The sequence below is a fragment of the Mesorhizobium sp. M7A.T.Ca.US.000.02.2.1 genome (genome assembly GCF_003996995.1).
GTDB lineage: Bacteria > Pseudomonadota > Alphaproteobacteria > Rhizobiales > Rhizobiaceae > Mesorhizobium.
The window spans coordinates 1-19078 of the sequence record NZ_RZTT01000017.1; the positions used below are offsets into that span (position 1 = coordinate 1).

Consider the following 19078-nt stretch of genomic DNA (forward strand, 5'->3'; position numbering starts at 1 on the left):
CTTCGGCATTGATGTCGCTGACGATGACGGTTGCCCCGTCGGCGGCAAGCCGCGCTGCGATCGCCCTGCCGATACCCTGCGCGGCGCCTGTAACCAGGGCCGTCTTTCCCGCAAGCCGTTCAGTCATGAAAATGCTCCCTCAATCCGTGGTGATGTCTGTTCAGGCGTCGGCGTCGATCACGGCCAGCGCCGCGTCGATGCCCTTGCCGATCGCCAGTTTCTGACCGGCCGCATTCATGGCGCCGCCCAGTGCCGTCAGCGCCGCGATCGCATAGATCGGCTGGGCTGTCGGTCCCATATGGCCGATGCGTGTCAGCTTCCCCAAGGTCTCGCCACGGCCAGACGAAAACACCACGCCGTAGCGGGCGCGCGCGGCCTGGCGAAGCGCCTTCTCGTCGACACCGTCGGGCGTGCGGACAGCGGTCGTGGTCGGCGACGCGATCTTGTCGCTGGCGGCCCAGATCGACAGGCCCATCGCTGCGACGCCGGCGCGCATGGCCTTGGCGGTGAGTGCATGGCGCGCCCACACCGCCTCCGGTCCCTCATTGAGGTAGAGGTCGAGCGCGACATCGAGCCCGTTGATCTCCGAGACCGACGGCGTGAATGGAAACGGCTTGTCCCGCGACCACGCATGCTCCCAGTCGACGATGCTGAGCATCGACGCGCGCGGCGCCAGGGGATTGGCCTTCATCTTGGCCCAGGCCCGCTCGCTGACACCCATCATCGTGAGGCCGGGAGGCGCGCCCAGGCATTTGTTCGGGCCGGTGACGTAGATATCGGCCTTGCAGTCCTCGGGATGCGTCTTCATGCCGCCAAAGGACGAGACGGCATCGACGATGAGGTAGCCGCCATGCGCCGAAACCAGCGCACCGATGGCGTCGATCGGATTGATGGTGCCGGACGGCGTGTCGTGGTGGCAGACGGAAACGACGGTGATCTCCGGATGCGCCTTCAGCATTGCCTCGACCTCCTGCGGATCGATCGCCTCGTTATAGGGCACCTCGATCTCGAGCAGATGTGGCGAATAACGCTTCGCCCAATAGCCGAACCCCTTGCCGTAAACGCCTGAGGCAAGGTTGAGCACGACATCGTCCGGCTCGATCAGCGAGGCCGCGGCGGCCTCCAGGCCAAGCACCGGCTCGCCATGCAGGATGACCGGCTTGTTCGACAGCCGCATCGCCTTTTGCGCCTTGTCGACCACACCTTCGTAGAAAAGCTGGAACGCCGGGTCGTAGTCGTAGAGCACCGTGCGCCCGAGGCCGCGCAGCACTTCGGCATAGGCGTTCACCGGCCCCGCGGTCAGGGTGATGACCGGATCGGCATGTTCGAGATAACGCATCGTCTTGGTCTCCGGATTGGCGGGGGTCAGCCGTAGAATTGCGTGCCGGTCCTGTAGGTCTTGAAGTTGTCCATGTCGTGCGAGTACATCAGCTCGGCGCCATGGTCCTCGGCAAGTTTCTTCACCTTGCGCATCGAATTGACGCCCGCCACCGGGTCGATGTGGAAGGCCGCCTGGCACAGCGTTTCAAGGCTCTTCTGCGTATAGGCCGCGTCGATCGTGAACATGATCGGCTTGCGCTTGGGAAACTCGACCAGCAGGCTGTAATGGCCGATCGAATGACCGGGCGTCGAGATCAGCCGGACGCCCCTGGCAAGCTCAACGTCGCCATCGATGCCCTCGAAGGTCGAATTCGCCCGTGTCGTTCCCGCAAGCAATTGCCCGGTCGCGCCACGCGCTTCGGCAGCCTCCGCCGAAAAGCTCAGATCGGAATAGCCGAGATGCTCGAAAGGCTGGGGATCGCACGCCTGCGGCACCTCGGCCCGATGACAGATCTTCTTGGCATGCGGAAAATATTTGTTGCCGCCGCAATGGTCGAAGTGGAAATGCGAATTGACGACGACGTCGATGTCCTTCGGTTCGAGACCGAGCAGCGCCAGGGCGCCGGGGATGGTCTGGTGCTTTTCCTGGATCGGCTTTTCGAACGGCAGCACCTTCATCACATGATCGTAGTCGTAGCCGGTGTCGATGAGGAACCGGCCCTCGGCATGTTCGATCAGGATCGAATAGACCGGGAAGCGCACTTCGCCGCCAGGGCCGCGATTCCAGAACACATGATAGCCGTCGAGAACGAGCGAGCCGCCGTCGAGCAGATAAACCTTGGTATCCGACATTCTTGCCTCCTTTATTGGCGCGGGTCCCATCCGCGCATGAATTGTCCTCAGCGCGCGCCGCGCTCGTATGGAATGCCGAGCGCCGCCGGCAGGCTCGCGCGCCGGCCGAACAGCACCAGCATGATCATCACCGCCAGGAACGGCAGCATCTGGATGATGTCGGTCGGTATGTTGATCCCGGCCACCTGCATGGCCGTCGTCAGCGATAGGCAGACGCCGAACAGCAACGCACCGAACAGCACCCAGATCGGGCGACCGCGCGCCAGCATGGCCAGCACGATGCCGAGAAAGCCCGCGCCATTGGTGATGAACGGAATGAACAGCCCAGCCCCGACATTGGCGAGATAGGCGCCGCCGAGCCCAGCCAGCGCTCCGGTCGTCAACACGGCGATGGTGCGGGTCCGCACGACATCGATGCCGGCGACATCGAGCGCGGCCGGCTTGTCGCCTGCCGCCTGCAAATTGAGGCCGAGTTGCGTGCGCCGATAGAGGTAGCTCATGCCGAAAACCAGCGCGACCGCCAGATAGACGATCAGATGATGCTTGAAGAATGCAGGCCCGATGACCGGGATGTCCGAAAGCAGCGGAATGACGGTCGCCTCCGCCGCGGGCAGGCGCGGGTAGCTGCGTGAGAACTGGAAATGGTGGAGCAGTGCCGTCAGGCCCTCGAGCCCCAAGGTCAGCGCGATGCCGATGACGATCTGGTTCAGCCCGATGCGCACGCAAAGCAGCGCCATGACAAGCGCCACCGCAGCACCCCCGACGGCACCGGTGAGAAAGCCCAGCCACAGCGACCCGGAATAGAAAGCGCCGACAAAGCCGAGATAGGCGCCGGCCAGCATCATGCCTTCGATGCCGATATTGAGCACGCCCGCCTTCTCGGAGATCTGCTCGCCGAGCCCGGCAAGCAGCAGCGGGATCGCCGCGGTGACGGCGCCGAACAGGAGCGCGCTGAGAAAGACTTCGCTGAACAGCCCGGTCATGCCTAGGCCCTCCGCGACTGGTTGTATCGGTGATCGAAATATTCGGCGAGCGCGAGCACGATCAGCACGATGGAAACCAGCACCAGAGTGAAATGATTGGGCACGCCGAGCCGGCGCGCCGCGCTCTCGCCGCCGATCGAAAGCACCGAAAGCAGGAACACGAAGCCGATGGCTGCAAAGCCGTTCATGCGGGCGAGAAACACGGCGGGAATCACGGCAAGCCCGTAGGCGGGATTCCAGTCGGCGCGGACATTGCCCTGGACGCCGATGATGTCGACGGCGCCGGCAAGCCCGGCCAGCCCGGCCGAAATGGCAAAGACGGCGACGGTCAGGCCGGGGACGCCGAGCCCCGAGTGAACCGCCGCGCGTGGATTGGCGCCGACGATCCTCAGCTTCAGCCCGAACGCCGTGCGCGTCATCACCAGATGCACGATGACGATCGCCGCCAGCCCAAGCAGCAAGCCGCTGGTGATGGTCGTTTCGAACAGGCGCGGCAGCCGGTCCTCCACCGGCAGCGTGCGCGTCTGCGGCACGGTCGTGTTCGGGTCGCGAAACGCCAGCTTGACCAGCACATTGGCGAGCGAGGTGCCGAGGAACGTCATCATCAGCGTGGTGATGATCTCGTTGACGCCCTGATAGGCACGCAGCAGGGCCGGCACCAGCGACCAGATCATCGCCACCACCATGGCGATGAGGAACGAGCAGACCAGCGCCAGCCAGGCTGGCATGACCTGCACGAACATAGGAGCGCTGGCCGCCGCCGTCACCGCGCCGAGCAGGAACTGGCCATCGCCGCCGAGATTCCACATGCCGGCGCGAAAGGCCACGATCAGGCCGGCGGCAAGAAACAGCAGCGGCGCCATGCGCGTCAGCGTCTGCTGGATGCCGAGCGGCGAGAACAGTCCTTTCTCCAGCACGAAGCCGTAGTAGGCGAGCGGGTCGACGCCGACCGCAAGCAGGATACAGCCGGCTATGACGAGAGCGACGAGGATCGGGCCGAGCGTCATCAGCAACCGATGCGCGATGTCGCGACGCGTCGTTGCCCCGCTCGTGGCATCGAGTGCGGTAGCACTGACCGTGGGTGCGGTGTCGATGCTCATGCGGCAAGTCCGATCATCAGGCGACCGACCTTGGTGCGGGCGTCGTCTACGTTCTCGACGGTGCCGACCAAAGCGCCATCGGCGATGACGGCGATGCGGTCGCACAGACCAAGCAATTCCTCGAGGTCGGTGGAGATCAGCAGCACCGCAAGGCCACGCGCCGCCGTGTCGCGGATGCGCTGGCGCGACGCCAAAGTGTTGGCGAGATCGAGCCCGTAGGTCGGCTTGTTGAAGATCACCACCTGGGCGCCTTCAGCCAGTTCCCGTGCCAGAAGCACCTTCTGGATGTTGCCGCCGGACAGCCGCGCGACGGGCGTCTTCAGGCTCGGCGTACGCACGTCGTATTCGCGCACGAGCTGCGCGGCGCGCTTGTCGATCTCCGCGCGCTTCTCGACGCCGTTGCGCCAGAACGGGGCCGCGCCGACCTGCTTGAGGAAGAAGTTGATCGAGACCGGGAAGGTTCCGACAGTGCCCTCGCCCAGCCGGTCGTCGGTCAGGTAGCGAAGGCCGCGCCGGCGGCGCTCGCCGACGCTCAGCGTCTCGATGGCGGCGCCGTCCAGCCGTATCGAGCCGCCGGCAGCTGTACGCTGGCCGGCCAGCGCTTCCGCCAGTTGCTTCTGGCCGTTGCCGTCGATGCCGGCTATGCCCAGGATCTCGCCGGGGCGGATATCGAAGGAGATCGACGACAGGCCCGGCGCATTGTCCGTCGGCGCGACCGCCAGATCCGCGACCTGAAGCAGCGGGGCCGTTCCGGCGCGGGCAGTGCGGACAGGACGCTCGACGGCTTCCGGGTCATCCTTCTGCTTGCCGAACATCAATTCCACGATCTCGGAGACGATCTCCTGTTCGCCCAGCGTGCGAAACCGCTCGGGCGGGATCTCGCCGACCTTGCGGCCGAGCTTCAGCACCGAGATGCGATCGCCAAAGGCAGCCGCCTCCTTGAGCTTATGGGTGATGAAGACGATCGCCAGGCCCTGCTCGACAAGGCGGCGCATCAGTGCGCCGAGTTCGTCGATGCCTTTCGGCGTCAGCATGGAGGTGGACTCGTCAAGGATGAGCAGCCGGCTGTTGCGCAGCATCGCGCGCAGGATCTCGACCTGCTGCTGCTCGCCGAGCGACAACTCCGATACCTTGGCTTGAAGCTTGACGGTGATGCCGAGCATGCCGGTGATCTCGGCGACGCGCGCCGCCAGTTCCTCGGTCCTGGGGCGCTGCCACCACGGCCCGCCAAGCAGAAGGTTCTCCGCCACCGTCAGCGTCGGCACCAGCATCATGTGCTGGAATACGGTGCCGATGCCGAGTGCCAGCGCATGGCGCGGCGAGGTGATCGGCGTCGGTTTGCCGTCGACCAGTATGCGTCCTTCGTCCGGCTGCTGCAGGCCGGACAACATGCCGATCAGTGTCGATTTTCCAGCGCCGTTCTCGCCCAGCAACACATGCACTTCGCCCGGGCGGATCGACAGGTCGACGCTGTCATTGGCAACGATGCCGGGGAACCGTTTGGTCACGCCTTCAAGCGCGACGATGTCGCGCCCTGCAACGGACGATGAAGAAAAACCGCTCATGAAAGCCCAGCACCAAAAAAACGGGAATCGTCCGGAGGGGTGAACGGATCACCCCTCCGGCAGCCGACCGTGATCGCCTTACTGGGCGACGCTGGTCATCAGTGCCCTGACGGCGGCCGCGTCATAGACCGGCTCGACCTTGATCTTGCCGGAAATGACGTCCTCGCGCAGCGCCTGGATTTCCGTCCAGGCATTGTCCGGGATCGCAGCGGTCTTCAGCAGCTTGACCGAGTCGTCCTTGAGGCCGATCGTATAGTGTTTGGTGCCGAATGTGTCGGCCTTCAGGTCGGCAATCATCGCCGCATAGACCGGCTCGATGTTCCACACCACCGACGACAGCAGGAAGCCCTTGTCGATCGGTGACTTGTCGCCGATTACGTCGATGAAATAGACCTTGCCGCCATCGGCTGCCTTGGTCGTCTCGACCGCCTGCAGCATGCCGAAGCTCGAACCGTTGCCTTGGCCGAAGATGATGTCGGCACCCGATGCGATCACGCTTTCGGTGACGCGCTTGCCGCCGGCCGCATCGCTGTAGGCGGCAGGGCCGATCACCGCATAGGTGATCTTGACCTCAGGATTTTCCGCCTTCACGCCTTGTGCGAACGCCGCCGACTGCGAATTCCACGATGGCGGTTCGCCCGAGACGACGATGCCGACCGACTTGGAACGCGACACCTTGGCGGCGAGACGGCCGGCCAGATAGGCACCCTCGTGGCCGCTCAGCGTATAGTCGGCGACGAGGCCCTTCTCCAGGCCGGCTGGCGTGTCGACGATCGCCACCGGAACTTTCAGTTCCTTGGCGATTTCGGGCGCCGAGGTGTTGTAGCCGCTGGCATGGGCGATCAGCAGGCTGGCGCCGTCGGAGGCAAGTTCCCGCAGGGTCGGACGAACATCGCCATAGCCGAGGCCCTGCGCCACGACCACTTCGACGCCGGCGGCCTTGCCTGCCGCCTTGGCGGCGTCGATGCCTTGCTGGTTCCAGCCATAGTCCGTGCCTTCTTCGGGCGTCAGGATGGCGATCGACTTGACCTCGCCGGCAAGCGCGCCGCTCATCAAGACACCGGTCAATATAGCTGCACTTACACTGCTCTTAAGAAGCTTTAACATGTTACCCTCTCTGTTGTTTTACCATCGATATTCTTATTGTTATTGCGCAAAAGCGAGATAGACTGCCTAGGAAAAATTACATTTTGGAGCTCAGGCAAAGTGAAGATCCGTTATGCCCTTCCGGTGATGCTGGCGTTGTCGTCCTTCGCCAACGCGGTTGAGTTGCACCATGTCACCGTCCGCACCGGCACTGACGGGCTCGACATGGTTCCGTTGACGATTTCGAATGCGGGCAGCGAAAGCCTCTCCTGCAACGCCGACTTCGCCCACTGGTATTCAGCCGGGATCGCAACGGTCGAGCCGGGCAAGAAGACCCGCGTCGAGCTCTGGTTCGATGCGAAGACCGGCACGTTCACGATCCTCAACGACAAGCGCGAGAACCTGCCCGTCGAGCGGCTGTGGTGCGGTCTGGCGAGCCGCGCATATGCCACCCGCGTGCAGGTCACGCTCGACCGCACCGATGCGGCGAAAGGCGAGCGTGATGTGTCCTGCGGCATCGCGCGGGACAGCCTGGTCTGCCGGTAGGCGGTCATCGGGCTTTCCGTTCGAACACCGCGCGCCCCTTATTCTTTTGCCAGGAATGCGTCGGTGAAGACGTCGTCCGCCGACAGAGCCGTCTTGAGCACGCCCTGGTCCGTCAGCGTCTTCAGGGTCTCCTCCCACTGCGTCTTCGTCATCCAGCCAAGACCGTGTTCCTTTGTGTCGGGGCTGCTGAACGTCGATGCGATGTCGGCGTTGATCTGCGCCAGCAGTACATCCTTTTTCTCCGCATAGCCGGGCGCGGCCTTGGCCGTGATCTCGGCGGCCTCTTCCGGATGAGCCACGACATAGTCGAAGGCCTCCCTGTATGCCTTGACGAAGCGGCGTACGACGTCCGGCTTGTCCTTGATCATCGCCTGCGAGGTGAACAGGCCCGAGCCATAGGCTTTCCACCCATGGTCCGCCCCCATCATGATGCTGAGCGAGCCGGGGCCTCCGGCCTTCGCTTCCAGTTCGGGAACCTCCGCATCGATATAGCCGACGACCGTCTGAACCCGGCCAAGCAGCAAATAGCTTTCATAGGGAGGCGAGACGCTGTTCAGCGTCATGTCCTTTTCGGTCAGGCCGTTGGCGGCCAGGAAACCCTTGAAGAAGATGTAGGTGGAGCCGGCCGGATGAATGCCGATGGTCAGTCCCTTGAGGTCGGACGGCTTGGTGAGCTTCAGCGTCTTGGCCAGCGAAATGATCCCCAGCGGCGAGTGCTGGTTGACAGCCGCCAGCGCCACGACCGGAACATTCTGCGAGCGTGCGACGGCAAGCGTGGGAAGATCGCCGAACCCGAAATCCGCGTTCTCATTGCCCACCAGCCGCATCGCGTCCGGCGAGCCGGATCCCTTGCGGATCTCGGCCACATCGATGTCGTTCTTGGCGAAGAAGCCCTTTTCCTTGCCGACGAAGAACATGGCGTGATTGCCGCGCACCACCCAGTCGAGCTGGACGTTGACCTTGTCGGCCGCCAGAGCCGCGCTGGAGAAGCCGAGCGCGCCGACAAAAGCTGCTAAGGTAGCTGCCTTGATAAGTGACCGTCTCAGCATGTTTTGTTCCCCTTTATGAATTTGGTTGATCGAGTGGGCCTAGGACTGGCTGAATTTCGGCGCCCACGGCACCACGATGCGTTCGAGGATTTCGGCGGCGTAGTAGAAGGCGATGCCAAGCACGGAAACGAGCAGCAGCGCTGCGAAGACCAGCGCCGTGTCGAGCTGGGTCGAAGCGAACTGGATGACGTAGCCGAGACCGTCCGACGCCCCGGCAAATTCGCCGACGATGGCGCCGATCACGCTCAACGTGGCGGCGATCTTGGTTCCGGCCATAAGGTTCGGCAGCGAGTGCGGAACGCGGATCCTGAACAGGATCTGCGTCTGGCTGGCCCCGACCGAATTCATCAGCGACAGCAGCGAGCGGTCGACCGATTGCATGCCGGCCAGCATGGAGAGCGTCACCGGGAAGAAGGCGATGACCAGGATCAGGCCGATCTTGGGCGCCAGTCCATATCCGAACCAGAGGATGAAGATCGGCGCGAGCGCGACTTTCGGCACGTTCTGGAACAGCACCACCAGCGGATACAGGGCGCGTCCCAACCAATCGAAGCGCACGATGAGCAGCGCAATGGCGATGCCGACCACGACCGAGACCAGGAAGCCGAACAGGATCTCGCCCGCCGTCACCAGCGTCGCCTGCATCAGCGTGCCCCATTGCGCGACCAGCGACTTCGCGATCTCGGACGGGGCGGGAATGATGAAAGCGGATATGGCAAAGATCCGCACGGCGGCTTCCCACGCCATGATCGTCACCAGCAGGAGGATAACCGCCGGCAGCCAGCTGCCGGTCGCCGCACTCCAGCTGGAGGCGAGGCGCGGCTCGGAAAGATCGGTGATGGGCTGGTCGCTCAAGACGCGCCTCCCGGTTGATGGCTGGAGCGCAGCATCGTCCGCAACTGGACCACCAGCCTGACGAACTCCGGATCTTCGGTGACCGACAGGTCGCGCGGATAAGGCAGCGCAATGTCGAGGCTCTCGGTGATCCGCCCGGGCTTGATCCCCAGCACGTGAACATGGCGCGACAGATGGATGGCCTCGTCGATGGAATGGGTGACGAGCACGATCGTCTTGCCGGTCCGCTGCCAGATCTCCAGCAGCGACTGGCCCATCGAATCGCGGGTGATGGCATCGAGCGCGCCGAACGGTTCGTCCATCAGCAGGACCGCCGGATCGAGCGCCAGGGCCCGTGCAATGGCGACCCGCTGCCGCATGCCGCCCGACAGCTCGTTTGGCCGCTTGTGGGCGCTGTCGCCCAGCCCCACCAGTTCCAGCATCTCCTGCCCGCGCGCCCGCAGATCCGAGCGCGACAGCGACTTGTCGGCAATGCCGAGCAGCAGCGAGGCATTGTCGACGGCGTTTTTCCAGGGAAGCAGGTTGGCGTCCTGGAAGACGAGGCCGATCATCCGCTTGCGCGCCGCCTCGATCGGCGCGAGCCCGGCGATCGAAACGCTGCCCTGGGTCGGCTGCACCAGCCCGGCCAGCACCTTGAGCAAGGTGCTCTTGCCGCAGCCGGAAGGGCCGATAAGGGAAACGAACGATCCCTTTGGCACCGAAAGATCGATGTTCCTGAGGATCAGCTGACGGGCCATGACCACCGAAACGCCCTTGGCGGAGATCAGATCGTCATGGCGGATATGGGCCGGCTTGTCGCCGGCGGCCCGGATGGTTTCAATGCGCATGGCTTGCCGCCCCGCGCGCTGTTTTCTGTCGCACCCGCACCATCTTGATGGCGAAGGCGCCCTTCACACAAACAGCCGACCGGTGGAACTCCTCGAACCGGCCTGCCCTCTGCGCACCATGTGACATTGGCTACTCCCGGCCTTCCAGGACGCGCCGCACCGCGACGAGCTTGCGCGCCCGTTCACCTTGCAGCGCCTTTGTCTGCTCGGGCGTGTAGGCAAACATGCCCTCGCCCGACTTGATGCCGAACTTCGACGCAGCTGTCTTCTCCAGCACCATCGGCGCGACATCGTCGCGGTTGGAGAGATCGGCATTGAGGAAAGACGAGACGGATTTGTAGATATCCAGCCCCGCCATATCGAGCAGCGCCATCGGACCGATGACCGCGATCTTGTAGCCGATGCCCCAGGACACGCAGGTGTCGAGGTCTTCCGGCTCGATGACGCCGCGCTCGACAAGATCGACCGCCTCGCGCAGCAGCGCATAGAGCACGCGGTTCTCGACGAAGCCTGGAACGTCCTTCTTCACCACCACCGGCAGCAGGCCGATCGAGCGGATGAAATCGCGGATAACAGCCACGGTTTCAGGCGCGGTCTTTTCGCCGCCGATCACCTCGATCATCGGGATGATGTGCGGCGGGTTCGACCAGTGCATGCCGACCATCCGCTCGGGATGCGAGATATGCGCCTGCAGCTTGGTGATCGGGATGCCCGACGTGTCGGAGGCGACGATGACGGACGGGCCGATCAGCGGATCGATGTCGCGATAGGTCTGCGCCTTGATTTCGATATTCTCGGGCACGTTCTCGATCACCAGTTCGGCGCCATCGACGGCCTCGGCGATCGTCTCGACGAAACGCACGCTGCCGGCGCCAGTCCCGGGCGCCTCGATGTCGAGACGGTCGAGCACGCCGCCGGCCAGATCAAGCATGCCGCGGGCGCGCTCGATTGCCCCTGGCGAAACATCATACGCCGTCACATCGAGCCCGCCGCGCGAAAGCCGCGCGGCGATGCCTGGACCCATCGTTCCCAGTCCGATGAGAGCGGCGCGCTTGATCATCATGCCGCCTTTGCCGGAGCAGCAGTGGTTGCCGCCTTGAAAGCCGGCCGGGCGGCGATTGCGGCCACCCAGCGCTCCAGATTGGGCATTGACGGCCGGTCGATCTTGAAGTCGACGCAGCGCTTCAGGATCGGCGCGCAGGCGATGTCGGCAAGGGTCAGCTTGCCGAGCGCCAGGAAGTCCTTGCCGGCCAGGTGGCCGTCGACGATCTTGAGCTGCGCGACAAGGTCCTTCACTTGTTCCTTGTATTCGGCGGTCTGTTCTTCGGGCGTGAGCTTGGCGCCCTTGAAGGCCGCCAGGTAGCCCGGATTGACCGCAGCCAGCAGGAAATCCATCCAGCGCTCGACCTCGGTCTTTTCCGCCGGCGTGGCGCCATTCAACTGTTCGCCGCCGAATGCCGCGAGATAGCGCAGGATGGTGTTGGACTCCCAGATCACGGTGTCGCCGTCGACCAGCGTCGGTACCTTGGAGGTCGGGTTGAGTGCCTTGTATTCCGCCGTCTGCGTGTTCTCGAACTGGCGGCCATAATCCTCGCGCTTGTAGGAGGCTCCCAGCTCTTCGAGCATGAAGAGCACCTTCTGGACGTTGCCTGATGTCTGGCGGCCTAAGAGCTTGTACATGTCGTCTCCTCGCTAGTGTCCAGGGTCTACTTGCTCGCCGGGAGCGGCTTGTAGACGATGGCGTCCATTTCGATCTTGGTGTTGATGACCGCTTTTGCCTCGACGGTCGTGCGCGCCAGAACGGCGTCGCCGATCCCTTCGAGGAACGCCTTGTTGTAGCGGCCGAAATCGCGGGTATCCTCGAGATAGGTGGTGATCCGCACGACATCCGACAGCGTCGCGCCTTCATGCGCGATGACGCGCGCAATGGTTTTCAGCGTCGCCAGCGTCTCTTCCTCGATCGTGCCGCTGATCACGTTGTTGTTCTCGTCCTTCGGCACCTGGCCCGAGACGAAGATGAAATCGCCCGCACGCACCGCCGGATGAAACGGCAGGTTCGGGTTCTTGTTGCCGATGGCGTAGTGGCTGGCGGATTTTCGCGTGCTGTCGCTCAACATACCCCCCTAGAGAACGCTGGTTTCGATGATGTCGACGCCGCGGATGCGATCGATCAGGTAGACGATGCCGCGGTCGTCGATGGTCACGTCGTTGGACGTGGAACGCTCCGCCCCCTCCGGCGCGTCGGGCATGAAATGGCCGACTTCCTTTGGCGCGAACGGATCGGCGATGTCGACGAGGCGCAGCCCCTGCGCGAACCATGCAAACGGAATGACGGTTCCATTGAACCGCTCGGAGGGCTGGTGGCAGCCCGTCATCGGCGGTTGCGGCGCGCCATCCGGGTCGAGGCCAGGCACCTGGAAGGTCGAGATCGGCAACGGGTTGGTCTCGTCGGTGATGTCGTAGATCCAGGTGAAGGCCGGCGGTGAAGGTCGCAGTTTGGCGACATCCTCGTCGGCCACCACCATGATGTTGCGGCCCTTGAGCGGCTGTGGGATCGGCAGGCAGGTGTGGGTGGGATGCGGAAAGCTCGGGCTCGAATTGACGTGCGAGACCAGCTTCGGCTTGGTGATGTCCGAAATGTCGAGGATGAACAGCCCGTGATGCCAGTAGCTGACATAGAGCCGGTCGCCCATGCGCAGAGGATGGTGGCAACGCGGCGTGACATAGTCATGCCACGGGTATTCTTCGCCGCCACCCGTCCACTGGCCGGGTATCCACCAGCGTCCGACCTCGACCGGCTTCGTGGGATCGATCAGGTCGAGGATCATCACGATGTTGCCGACATAACCGTCGGCGGTCGGCGAGATGTAGACGTAACGGCCGTCGAAGTCGTAGCGGTGGACGCCCTTGCCCCCGGTTATCCATTTCGAGATGAGCTTGGGCTGCGCCGGCTTGGTTGTGTCGTAAAGCGCCAGTCCGCCGCCGAAATCGGCCGGGCCGGCATCACCAAAGCGCTCGTGGTTGATGATCATCAGCCCATCCTTGGCGCGCACCTTGTGCGAATGCCAGCCGGGCGGAACATCGATCGTGGCTATCTTGCGAGGATTGCGCGGGTCGGAAATGTCGACCAGCGTCGTGCCGCTCGGCGGCCGCATGTGACCGATATAAAGGATGTTGCCATCGACCCAGACCTGGCCGCCGCCTGGACAGTCGACATGGCCGATCTGCTTGGTGTTGAACGCCGAAACCAAATGCATACGCCCTTGCTGCTGAAACGTCATTTCGATGTCCCCGCCGCCGATCGCGGCGGGACAGTGCTTGCCGAAGGGCCGGAAACTAGACGAGGCGGAGCAGATCGCCGGCCTGGTTGCGGCCCCAGCGCTTGTAGAGGAGCAGCGCCTTCTGCGTCGGCGCATCAGTGGCGCCGAAGAAGATCACCGGCTCGCTCGACGAGCCGTTGACATGCTCGACCCAGGAACCGCCGGGTATGGCAATGGTGTCGAACTGGTTCCAGTCATAACGTTTGCCGTCGATGATCGAATGGCCGTTGCCGCGGAACGGCGCCAAGAGCAGGCTGGCGGTCTCGCGCTGCGGCAAGGTCTTCTCGCCGGGGCGCAGCATCTGCACGTAGAAATTGATGGTGTGGAAGACGGGTCCGCCGGTGGTCGGATCGACATAGTCGATGACGATGCCTTCATGAGGGTCGCCATCCCAATCCTTGTGGGCGTCGAGAACCGCTTCCATCTTCTCCCAGCGATAGACATACATCGGCGACGACAGGCCGCCGCCGCGCTTGTGGTCGACGAAACGCGGCATCAGGCCACCCTCGCCATAGATGCGCTGTGAGTAGTCACCGGGATAGCGGGCGGTCTGCACCTTCTTCTCGACTTCCTTGCCATCGACCATCTCGGTGTATTTGTGGTCGAAATGGACGGCATGCAGCGTTTCGACCAGCGGCAGGTCGAGCACCGACAGGTTGACCGCCTGCTCGCCGCCGACGGTGCCATGATTGTGCCAGGCGTCGTTGGGCGTCAGCACCATGTCGCCCGGGCCAAAAACCACGTCTTCGCCCTCGACGCCGGTGAAATTGCCCTTGCCGGTCAGGCCGAAGCGGATGGCGCTCGGCGAGTGCTTGTGCGGCGGCATGATCTCGTCGGGATCGTTCAGGCGGTAGGCGGTGTACATGGTGCTGACCGATGCACGCTTGGGCGCAAGACCGGGATTGACCAGGATCAGCGAACGGCGCTCACTGTCGTCCATGGTCACCAGTTCGGCGGCGCGCTGCAGCAGCGGCTCGATGTCCGAATAGGACCACACGAAGGGAACGGCCTTCGACGTCGCCATCAGCTGCTTGATCTCGTCATGGTCGACGCCTTCCGACGTCGCCCAGAACGGAAACATGTTCTTTGCGTAGAGGGCGTCATAGAGGCCCTTGAGTGCTGCCTTCTTGTTGGTGAGCACATCGTTAGCTGGTTGCGCCAGGGACATATCGGACACCTCTCGTCACGAAGAAAATACTTCTAACCAACTCAACCGTATTCGCATTGGTTTTGCTCGACAATAGCCAAATTGCGAATTTTATAAGTTTTTGGTTGAGGTGCATTTTTGGGAGGCAAATGCCCAGAAATAGGCAGAATAGCCTAGAAATGCGCGAGATACGGCTCGCAATCAGGGCGTGAAACCGCTTCTCCACGGCCATGCGGAAGCGCATGACAGTCCAACCAACGCAGTTTTTCAGTCTCAACCAAAAGACTTTGGTTGTATTCCGGCCGCCTCTATCAGGCCGCCACGCTCTGTTGAGCGCGGCTGCGGATCAGATCCGCGGCCTTTTCGGCGATCATGATGACCGCCGCATTGATGTTACCACAGACGAGGTCTGGCATGACCGAGGCGTCCACGACACGAAGTCCGGCGATGCCGCGCACCCGCAATTCCGGATCGACCACCGATGCCGCATCGACGCCCATGCGGCACGTGCCGGCCGGATGATGCACGGTGATCGAGGTCTTGCGGATATGCTCGTCGATCTCTTGGTCGCTCTCGCATTTCGGGCCGGGAAAGAACTCCGCGCCAACGAACGGAGCCATGGACGGCTGGCTGGCAAGGTTGCGCGCAACGCGAAAGCCGGCGCGAAGCGATTGCCAGTCGCGCTGCGAGGACAGGAAGTTCTGGTGGATCAGCGGCGCGGCGACCGGATCGCTCGACGCCAGCTTGACGCTGCCGCGGCTCTCCGGCTGCACCGCAACGATACGGGTCGCAAAGCCGTCGGCGAACGGCGCCTTGAACGGCGACATGTAAGGCCATGCCCCCAGCGGTGCAGCGGTGAAAAGCAGCTGCACGTCCGGCAGCGGCCGGCTTGCGTCGCTCTTCAGGAATGCCACGACGCCGCCAGGCACATCTCCCGAAAAGCCCTTTCCGGTGAGATAGGTCTTGACGAAATCCAGCCCGATACGATCGGCCCGCATCATCTTGAGAAACGGTCCCGGCTGTTTGCGCCGATACATCAGGATGACCGAAACGTGGTCCTGCAAATTCTTTCCGACCTCCGCACGATCGACCTTCGTCTCGATGCCATGCGCCGCGAGCTCACCGCTGTCGCCTATGCCTGACAGCATCATCAGCTGCGGCGTGTTGATGACGCCGCCGGCAAGCAGGACTTCGCGCCGCGCCAGAACTTCATGGCTCGCCCCGCCTCTGGTGTAGGCAATGCCCGTTGCACGGCCATCCCTGAGCAGGATCTTCGTCGCCATCGCGCCGGTCAGCACCTTGACGTTGCCGCGGCGCATGGCGGGCCGCAGATAGGCGGTCGCGGTCGAGCAGCGGCGGCCGTTCGCAATTGTCATCTGCAGCCGGCCGAAGCCTTCCTGTATGGCGCCGTTATAGTCGTCGGTCTGCGGGTATCCGGCATCACGGCTGGCTGTGGCGAAGGCATCGATCAGTTCGTCCTTGTACCGGCAGAACTGGGTGTTCAGCGGCCCGCTGCCACCACGGTACCGGCTTTCCCCCGCTTCCCAGCGCTCCTGCTTCTTGAAGTAGGGCAGCACCTCGTCGAACGACCAATCCGTCAGGCCGCTTGCCGCCCAGCGATCGTAGTCGCCGCGATTGCCGCGCACATAAGCCATGGCGTTGGTGGAGGAAGAGCCGCCGATGACCTTGCCGCGCGCGCATTCGACCTTGCGCCCGCCGACATTGGCCTCGGGCTCGCAGAAATACATCCAGTCGTGGCGGCGCTCGGTCAGTATCTTGCCCCAGCCGAGCGGGATGTGGATCATCGGATCGCGGTCCCAATCCCCCGCCTCCAGCAGAAGCACCGATACGGCAGGGTCCTCGCTCAGCCGGTTCGCCAGCACGCAGCCGGCCGATCCCGCACCGACAATGACGTAGTCAAAGGTTTCGCCAGCCGGCATGCGTGATCCTCGGGAGAAAACGGCCCGCCGCGATGGCAACCGTCGACATGGGCAGTCAACCATCGCGCAACTGGTGTTGTCAACCATTGCGTACAGCTGTAGATTGGTTGAATTGGTTGAGTGCCGTCGAACAGGTTTTCGTGTCACAATATGATGTCGGGACGTTGAGTCGGCGGTCTGCCGATCGGACAGGAGATTTGGTTTTGAGCGCATTCGAGCCGCAGGTCGGGCCATCGGATCTCGACGACATCATCGCCGCGGTCCGCCAGTTGCAGCAGGGCGGCGGCAAGCTTCCGTCCGAGCGCGATCTTGCGGAACATCTGAGCGTCAAGCGCCATCAGCTTCGCAAGGCGCTTGAAGTGCTGCGCCTTTCGGGCGACCTCAAACCGGCGCGCGCCAGGCGGGCGCCGACCGCCCTTCCGAGATATGGCGAGGAACTGGTCAGGGTAACCAATCCGATCGAGGTCCTGGAATTGCGCCTGATCATGGAGCCGGGCCTTGCCCGACTGGCGTCGCTGCGCGCCTCCTCTTTCGAGACGGCGCGGATCCTCGACGCGGCAACCACGCCGGAGAACGCCCCGTCGGGTGAGGTCGACTTCGCTTTCCATCTCGCGATCGTTGCCGCGGCCCGCAACCATCTCGCCGCGGAATTCTACAAGATGCTGCGCCAGGTCGGCGTCGATGCGCGGGTGAAAGTTGCGCGCACCGCGGCACCCACCTGCCCCAAGCGGATCGCCCACCGCGACGGCGAGCATCGCCTGATCGCCGAGGCGATTTCGCAGCGCGATCCCGAAGCGGCAGAGGCCGCAATGCGCGCGCACCTTTTGTCCGTGCAGAGACAGATCATGGAACGGTCGAATGCCGGCGCCTTTGCCGCGTGATCGTATCAGCTTCCGATAGTGAGCCTGTGCGGGGAATTTCAAATTGAAACGTCATTTCGACGTGCTGGTGATCGGTGCGGGATCCGCCGGCTCGGTTGTTGCCAGCCGGCTCAGTGAAGACCGGTCGTGCCAGGTCGGCCTCATCGAGGCGGGGGCGATGCCGGCCGATCCCGACATCGCCGATCCGCTGAAATGGACGATGCTTCAGGGCCGCGCCTACGACTGGAGCTACCGGACCGTGCCCCAGCCGTTCACCGCCAACCGCGTCCATGAATGGCCGCGCGGCAGGATCGTCGGCGGCTCGAGCTGCCTGCATGCAATGGCCTATGTCCGCGGCCATGCCGATGATTTCGAACCCTGGGCGCAAGCCGGCGGCGAGCGCTGGTCCTATCGGGGGTTGTTGCCGGGCTTCATCCGCAGCGAAGCCTTCACTGCCTTCGACGGGCCGACACGCGGCCAGAGTGGCCCGCTGGACGTCTATCTGCCGGACGCCGAGGTCAGTCCGGTCGTGCGGGCCTACATCGCCGCCGGGCGCGCCATGGGTGCTCCCGCCCTGAGCGACCACAACAGCGGCGAACTGGTCGGCACCAGTCCCAATTCACTCAACATACGTGACGGCAAGCGCCTGAGCGTCGCCGACGCCTATCTGCCGTCGCAGGTCATGGCGCGGCCGAACCTGACCTTGCTTGCCGGCCACGAGGTCGAGCACCTGGTGCTGGACGGCCACAAGATCACGGGCGTGAGCGTGGTGTGCGGGGGTGAGACCGGAACGCTGTCCGCCGACCGGATCGTTCTTTGCGCCGGCGCCGTGTCCTCGCCGCTCATCCTCATGCGGTCGGGTATTGGTTGCCCGGATACGCTGAAGCAGGCTCACATACGTTGCCTTGCCGATCGGGGCGATGTCGGCCGCAACCTGCAGGATCATCTGCTTGCTCTCGGAAATGTCTACAGCACGAAGAAGCCGGTGCCGCCCTCCCGCCTGCAGCACTCCGAATCGCTGATGTACCTGCACAGCGACGACCCGACCCGCTCCACCGGAAGTCCCGATATCGTGCTGGCCTGCGTCGTCGCGCCGTCGGCGGCCGAGGGCCTGAAGACCCCGCTTTATGGCTCGGCCTTCACCATCCTGTGCGGCGTCACCCATCCGACAAGCCGCGGGCGCATCACACCGAGCGGCCCGGGCCGCAACGATGCGCCGGTCATCGACCCGCATTACCTCGAAACCGAACACGATCGCGCGACATTCAGGATGGCGTTGAAGCGGGCGCGCATGGTCGGCCATCATGCGGCCCTGGACGAATGGCGCGATACGGAGATCCTGCCAGGTGCACCGGTTCAGTCCGATGCCGAACTCGATGCTTTCATCGCCAGGGCTGCTTCCACCCATCACCATCCGGCCGGCACGTGCCGGATGGGTCGTGACACTGAGGCCGTCGTCGATCCTGACTTGCGGCTGAACGGCTTCGACAATGCATTTGTCGTAGACGCCTCGGTGATGCCGGCGATCCCGAGCGGACCGATCAACGCCGCGATCGTCGCCATCGCCGAAACCTGGGCGGCGTCTTCACGGGCTACCCCGTCGTCAGCGTAACCGCGGCCGCGTCCGA

Annotated in this window: 19 protein-coding genes; 3 read left to right on the plus strand and 16 right to left on the minus strand. The window is 63.7% G+C overall.

What is annotated here, in order from left to right; all coding sequences use genetic code 11:
* The 7 genes from EOD15_RS03220 to EOD15_RS03250 form a co-directional block, all read right to left on the minus strand.
* Nucleotides 1–127, minus strand: a 127-nt coding sequence (locus EOD15_RS03220; protein ID WP_127408286.1) for an SDR family NAD(P)-dependent oxidoreductase, incomplete at its 3' end; no start/stop codon positions are given.
* A 33-nt stretch (nucleotides 128–160) separates the two neighbouring features.
* Nucleotides 161–1339 carry an alanine--glyoxylate aminotransferase family protein gene (locus EOD15_RS03225; RefSeq protein WP_127322608.1) on the minus strand — a complete coding sequence of 393 codons (1179 nt, stop codon included), beginning with the start codon at nucleotides 1337–1339 and terminating at the stop codon, nucleotides 161–163.
* A gap of 26 nt (nucleotides 1340–1365) precedes the next feature.
* Nucleotides 1366–2172: a 4-pyridoxolactonase gene (locus EOD15_RS03230; protein WP_127322609.1), complete on the minus strand. Its 807-nt coding sequence runs from the start codon at nucleotides 2170–2172 to the stop codon at nucleotides 1366–1368.
* A 47-nt stretch (nucleotides 2173–2219) separates the two neighbouring features.
* Nucleotides 2220–3155, minus strand: a complete 936-nt coding sequence (locus tag EOD15_RS03235) for an ABC transporter permease (protein ID WP_127326723.1) — start codon at nucleotides 3153–3155, stop codon at nucleotides 2220–2222.
* Between the two features lie 2 nt (nucleotides 3156–3157).
* Complete coding sequence (locus tag EOD15_RS03240) at nucleotides 3158–4255, minus strand: ABC transporter permease (RefSeq protein WP_127322563.1); 1098 nt, start codon at nucleotides 4253–4255, stop codon at nucleotides 3158–3160.
* Nucleotides 4252–5820: an ABC transporter ATP-binding protein gene (locus EOD15_RS03245; protein ID WP_127322564.1), complete on the minus strand. Its 1569-nt coding sequence runs from the start codon at nucleotides 5818–5820 to the stop codon at nucleotides 4252–4254. The genes EOD15_RS03240 and EOD15_RS03245 overlap by 4 nt, the downstream gene beginning before the upstream one ends.
* A gap of 78 nt (nucleotides 5821–5898) precedes the next feature.
* Nucleotides 5899–6927, minus strand: a complete 1029-nt coding sequence (locus tag EOD15_RS03250; protein ID WP_127408287.1) for a BMP family protein — start codon at nucleotides 6925–6927, stop codon at nucleotides 5899–5901.
* A 99-nt stretch (nucleotides 6928–7026) separates the two neighbouring features.
* On the opposite strand from EOD15_RS03250, the gene EOD15_RS03255 reads away from it, so the two are divergent.
* Nucleotides 7027–7452, plus strand: coding sequence for a hypothetical protein (locus tag EOD15_RS03255; RefSeq protein ID WP_127408288.1), 426 nt, complete (start codon nucleotides 7027–7029; stop codon nucleotides 7450–7452).
* A gap of 38 nt (nucleotides 7453–7490) precedes the next feature.
* On the opposite strand, the gene EOD15_RS03260 is transcribed toward EOD15_RS03255, so the two are convergent.
* From EOD15_RS03260 to EOD15_RS03300, 9 genes are all read right to left on the minus strand, one after another.
* Nucleotides 7491–8501, minus strand: a complete 1011-nt coding sequence (locus EOD15_RS03260; RefSeq protein ID WP_127267963.1) for an ABC transporter substrate-binding protein — start codon at nucleotides 8499–8501, stop codon at nucleotides 7491–7493.
* Between the two features lie 39 nt (nucleotides 8502–8540).
* On the minus strand, nucleotides 8541–9356 hold the full coding sequence (locus EOD15_RS03265) for an ABC transporter permease (RefSeq protein ID WP_127408289.1): 816 nt from the start codon (nucleotides 9354–9356) through the stop codon (nucleotides 8541–8543).
* Nucleotides 9353–10183 (minus strand): ABC transporter ATP-binding protein, encoded by an 831-nt coding sequence (locus EOD15_RS03270; RefSeq protein ID WP_127320950.1) that lies wholly within the window; start codon nucleotides 10181–10183, stop codon nucleotides 9353–9355. The genes EOD15_RS03265 and EOD15_RS03270 overlap by 4 nt, the downstream gene beginning before the upstream one ends.
* A 130-nt stretch (nucleotides 10184–10313) precedes the next feature.
* Nucleotides 10314–11243 (minus strand): 5-formyl-3-hydroxy-2-methylpyridine 4-carboxylate 5-dehydrogenase, encoded by a 930-nt coding sequence (fhmpcd1, locus tag EOD15_RS03275; protein ID WP_127320953.1) that lies wholly within the window; start codon nucleotides 11241–11243, stop codon nucleotides 10314–10316.
* A complete protein-coding gene (locus EOD15_RS03280; protein WP_013529861.1) occupies nucleotides 11243–11863 on the minus strand; it encodes a glutathione S-transferase family protein in 621 nt (206 codons plus the stop codon). Before EOD15_RS03280 ends, fhmpcd1 begins: the two co-directional genes overlap by 1 nt.
* A gap of 26 nt (nucleotides 11864–11889) precedes the next feature.
* Complete coding sequence (locus tag EOD15_RS03285) at nucleotides 11890–12300, minus strand: RidA family protein (RefSeq protein ID WP_127267701.1); 411 nt, start codon at nucleotides 12298–12300, stop codon at nucleotides 11890–11892.
* Nucleotides 12301–12306: 6 nt separating this feature from the next.
* Nucleotides 12307–13464, minus strand: a complete 1158-nt coding sequence (locus tag EOD15_RS03290) for a hypothetical protein (protein WP_127408290.1) — start codon at nucleotides 13462–13464, stop codon at nucleotides 12307–12309.
* Nucleotides 13465–13519: 55 nt separating this feature from the next.
* Nucleotides 13520–14671, minus strand: a complete 1152-nt coding sequence (locus tag EOD15_RS03295) for a cupin domain-containing protein (RefSeq protein ID WP_027039500.1) — start codon at nucleotides 14669–14671, stop codon at nucleotides 13520–13522.
* A 290-nt stretch (nucleotides 14672–14961) separates the two neighbouring features.
* Complete coding sequence (locus EOD15_RS03300) at nucleotides 14962–16590, minus strand: choline dehydrogenase (protein ID WP_127320952.1); 1629 nt, start codon at nucleotides 16588–16590, stop codon at nucleotides 14962–14964.
* Between the two features lie 203 nt (nucleotides 16591–16793).
* On the opposite strand from EOD15_RS03300, the gene EOD15_RS03305 reads away from it, so the two are divergent.
* Both EOD15_RS03305 and EOD15_RS03310 read left to right on the plus strand, forming a co-directional pair.
* Nucleotides 16794–17471, plus strand: coding sequence for an FCD domain-containing protein (locus tag EOD15_RS03305; RefSeq protein ID WP_013529856.1), 678 nt, complete (start codon nucleotides 16794–16796; stop codon nucleotides 17469–17471).
* A 43-nt stretch (nucleotides 17472–17514) separates the two neighbouring features.
* Nucleotides 17515–19062 (plus strand): GMC family oxidoreductase N-terminal domain-containing protein, encoded by a 1548-nt coding sequence (locus tag EOD15_RS03310; RefSeq protein WP_185928966.1) that lies wholly within the window; start codon nucleotides 17515–17517, stop codon nucleotides 19060–19062.
* Nucleotides 19063–19078: the final 16 nt, after the last annotated feature.